Raw genomic sequence first — 3,366 nt, forward strand, 5'->3', positions numbered from 1 at the left:
CAGCATGCACCGGTAGGTTACGATTGACGGAACAATCGGTTTCCTTCCTGGCCGCAGCCAGGTGAAACAATCCTCTACGCGACTTCACGTCGCACTGACACAGTAAGACTAGGGTCTACTCACCCCTATCTGAAGATTCGCGGCAGATGAGTTTATCTGTACGGGGCGGGGGATCGAGCCGGCCAGACGGTGGATTTCATGCTCAGGGCAAAGCGCGATGTGGCCGCGGCAAAAGCTTTTTTCAGCAAGGCAATCAAACGTCAGGGCCAGCCACCGGAGACGATCACGCTTGATGGGTACGCCGCCTCGCACCGGGCTGCGCGGGAGATGATCGCTGAGGGGCTGCTGCCTGAGGACACGAACATCCGGTCCTCGAAGCACCTGAACAATCTGATCGAGCAGGATCATCAAAATATCAAGTCCAGAACGAAAGTGATGCTCGGATTCAAACTGTTCAGGAATGCCGCGACCACGATTTCAGGCATCGAATTGATGCATCGCATTTGCAAGGGTCAGTTCAACCTCTGCGCTCTTGGGCTCAAGGATACCTCCGCGCCCACTGTCTGGAATGTCCTCCTGTTCAGTTGATAAGGTATCCATATTTATAGAAACAATCTCGACCAGACCTGCTATTCCTTTTTTTTGTTCCCCGCGCTGACAGGCCCGAGCCAGCAGTCTGTTAGAAGCTACACATAGCGAACCGGAGCAAAGTCGTACTGCTTGATCTGATCGTCGTGGGTCAACAGCACGATCCCTTCAGCAATCGCTTGGCCCACTAGAAGCCGGTCAAATGGGTCTTTGTGGATCGTGGGAAGTGTCGCGACTTCAAGTGCGTGCTGTGCTTCGATCGACAATTCCTCGTAGCCGGCATCAAGCAAGCTGCGACGAAGCACGCGCGCATCAACCTGGAAATCCTCGCGGCCCAGCCCAGTCTTAATAACGATCTCCCACATGCTCGCGACACTAAAGTACAGCGTGTTGTCGAGGTCCTCAATGACCGCGCGTGCCTCGTCGGGGAGGGCTGGATCGTCCGCCGCTGCCCAGATCAGGAGATGAGTGTCGAGCAGCAACTTCATGAGGCATTGCCCTCGAACTGACTCGCGATCTCGTCTGCGCCCATCCTGTCGAAGTCAGCCGGGGCTTTGATCTGTCCCTTCAAGAAACCAATGCGCCGCAGCGGCTTTGCGACTTCTTCCTCGATGCGCGCAACCTTCACCAGCGGCTTGCCTGCCTTCGCAATGACGAAAGGCTTGCCGCCGTTTACCGCCTCTTCAATCAGCCGAGACAGGTTGGTCTTGGCGTCATGGATGTTGTAGATTTGCATGCTTGCCTCATTGAACTTAGTTCATTGGACTTAGTTTATCACGGCATCGCTTCTGTTTCCAAGGTGAATTGCTAAACGCGCATAGTATTTGACATAACATAAATTATCAGCCGAAAATTTTGTAGGCGCCAAATTGTAATGTCGCATCTGAGCCAAATACAGATGTCGCAGTCTGCTGCGACGGTGTGCCATGCTCAGCCTCCTTTTTTCACGGAGGTTGTGCGTGGCCAGACCGGAGATGATTACGATGAGCATGCACGAGGTCGACCGACTCAAGGTCATTCAGGGTGTTGTTGACGGAAACGTGATGCCGTGGCGCGCTGCGGAGCAACTGGACCTGAGCCGACGACAGATCGAGCGTCTCGTGATCCGCTACCGGGCTGAAGGCGCCTCAGGTCTGATCTCGCGCAAGCGTGGCCGTCCCGGCAACCGGCAGCTCGCACCGGGCCTGGCTGACCGGGCGCTGACTATCATCCGCGAACGCTATGCGGATTTCGGACCGACGCTCGCCCGCGAGAAGCTCCTTGAATGCCACGGTGTGCGGCTCGCGGTGGAAACGGTGCGCCACCTAATGGCTGAGGCGGGCCTGTGGGTTCCACGCCGACAGCGAGCGCCGAAGGTCTACCAGCCGCGGGCGCGGCGTGCGTGCCTTGGCGAACTGATCCAGATCGACGGTAGCGATCACCGCTGGTTCGAGGAACGGGCGCCGGCGTGCACGCTGCTGGTATTCATCGATGATGCCACCAGCCGGCTGATGGGGCTGCACTTCACGGCGACCGAGTCGACCTTCAGCTACTTCGAGGCGGCCCGCGCTTATCTGGAACAGCATGGCAAGCCGGTCGCGTTCTATAGCGACAAGGCCAGTGTGTTTCGCAGCACCCAGTACGCGACGACCGGCGGCAAAGGCGTAACGCACTTCGGCCGCGCGATGTTCGAGCTGAACATCGAAGGGATTTGCGCCAACTCCAGTCAGGCGAAGGGTCGCGTGGAGCGTGCCAACCTGACACTTCAGGACCGGCTGGTCAAGGAATTGCGGCTTCGGGGAATCAACTCAAGGGAAGCCGCCAACGCCTTCGTACCGCGCTTCATCGCGGATTTCAACGCCCGTTTTGCAAAGCCGCCGAAGAGTGACTTCAATGCACATCGGCCGCTGCGTGCCGATGAGAACCTCGACATCATCATGACGTGGCGCGAGCCTCGACGCGTCACGAAATCACTCACTGTGCAGTACGACCGGGTGATCTATCTGCTGGAAGACACGGTGGCAAACCGCAGCCTCATTCACAATTATCTGGACGTGTTCGAGTATCCGGACGGACGCATCGAAATCCGGGTGAATGGTGCTGCCCTACCCTGTGTCCGCTACGACCGGCTCTCGGAGATTGACCAGGCGGCGGTGGTCGACAACAAGCGGCTGGGACACACGTTGCAGTTGGCACAGGTGATCCAGGCGCAGCGTGATGACCGGCGTGCGTCGCGCTCGCCGTCGAGAACGAACCAGGGCGCGGCACCACGGCCGAAAGAACGCAAGGTAGGCACACGGAAGCAGCGCGAACTGACGCTTGAAGACCTGAATGCAGCGGTTCTGAGAACCGCCGGAACGCGGGCAGGCTCGGTGTCTAAAAGCCCTTCCAGATAGAGATTTCTGAACCTCAGAACCGGACATTTCTAAAAAGTCCAAACCCGGACATTTAAAACCAGCCTCGACAGCTAGCTGGGTGTCAGTGCTTTTTAGATGGAATGGTCGCCTCCCGCCTTAACGGTCCGTCCGGCGCCGCAGATCCCGCGGCCTGGGCGTGCGACATTGCTGGTTCGGCAGTCACTGCCGCCAAGGAGAACCATATGGAACCGACGACCATTGCCATCGACCTGGCCAAACGCGATTCACTATGTCGAGTCCGGGACCGGCGCGATTCACAGCAAGGTCCTCGAACGCGCCCAGCTCGTGCCGTTCTTCGCCAACCGGCCTGCGAGTCGCGTCGTCATGGAGGCCTGCGGCAGCGCCCATCACTGGGCCCGGGTCCTCGCGCGGCTCGGCCACG

General features: G+C 58.5%; 3 protein-coding genes and 2 pseudogenes. 3 read left to right on the forward strand and 2 right to left on the reverse strand.

The window, feature by feature from the left end; all coding sequences use genetic code 11:
• Window positions 1-147: 147 nt before the first annotated feature.
• Window positions 148-588, forward strand: a pseudogene (locus HV796_RS40965) (DDE-type integrase/transposase/recombinase); the annotation flags it as partial.
• Window positions 589-686: 98 nt separating this feature from the next.
• On the opposite strand, the gene HV796_RS40970 reads toward HV796_RS40965, so the two are convergent.
• Both HV796_RS40970 and HV796_RS40975 read right to left on the reverse strand, forming a co-directional pair.
• Window positions 687-1,076 carry a type II toxin-antitoxin system VapC family toxin gene (locus tag HV796_RS40970; RefSeq protein ID WP_175233381.1) on the reverse strand — a complete coding sequence of 130 codons (390 nt, stop codon included), beginning with the start codon at window positions 1,074-1,076 and terminating at the stop codon, window positions 687-689.
• Window positions 1,073-1,324 carry a type II toxin-antitoxin system Phd/YefM family antitoxin gene (locus tag HV796_RS40975; protein WP_175233382.1) on the reverse strand — a complete coding sequence of 84 codons (252 nt, stop codon included), beginning with the start codon at window positions 1,322-1,324 and terminating at the stop codon, window positions 1,073-1,075. Before HV796_RS40975 ends, HV796_RS40970 begins: the two co-directional genes overlap by 4 nt.
• Window positions 1,325-1,562: 238 nt before the next feature.
• Between HV796_RS40975 and HV796_RS40980 the strand changes: the two genes are divergently transcribed.
• Complete coding sequence (locus HV796_RS40980; protein WP_175233383.1) at window positions 1,563-2,963, forward strand: ISNCY family transposase; 1,401 nt, start codon at window positions 1,563-1,565, stop codon at window positions 2,961-2,963.
• Window positions 2,964-3,166: 203 nt separating this feature from the next.
• A pseudogene (locus HV796_RS43715) lies at window positions 3,167-3,366 on the forward strand (IS110 family transposase); the annotation flags it as partial.

It is taken from the genome of Paraburkholderia humisilvae, assembly GCF_902859855.1.
GTDB lineage: Bacteria > Pseudomonadota > Gammaproteobacteria > Burkholderiales > Burkholderiaceae > Paraburkholderia > Paraburkholderia humisilvae.

What these genes read in the sequence shown, in the direction of transcription:
- HV796_RS40980 (WP_175233383.1), top strand. Translation starts at nt 1,563, where the DNA reads ATGATTACGATGAGCATGCACGAGGTCGACCGACTCAAGGTCATTCAG.
- HV796_RS40970 (WP_175233381.1), bottom strand. Translation starts at nt 1,076, where the DNA reads ATGAAGTTGCTGCTCGACACTCATCTCCTGATCTGGGCAGCGGCGGAC.
- HV796_RS40975 (WP_175233382.1), bottom strand. Translation starts at nt 1,324, where the DNA reads ATGCAAATCTACAACATCCATGACGCCAAGACCAACCTGTCTCGGCTG.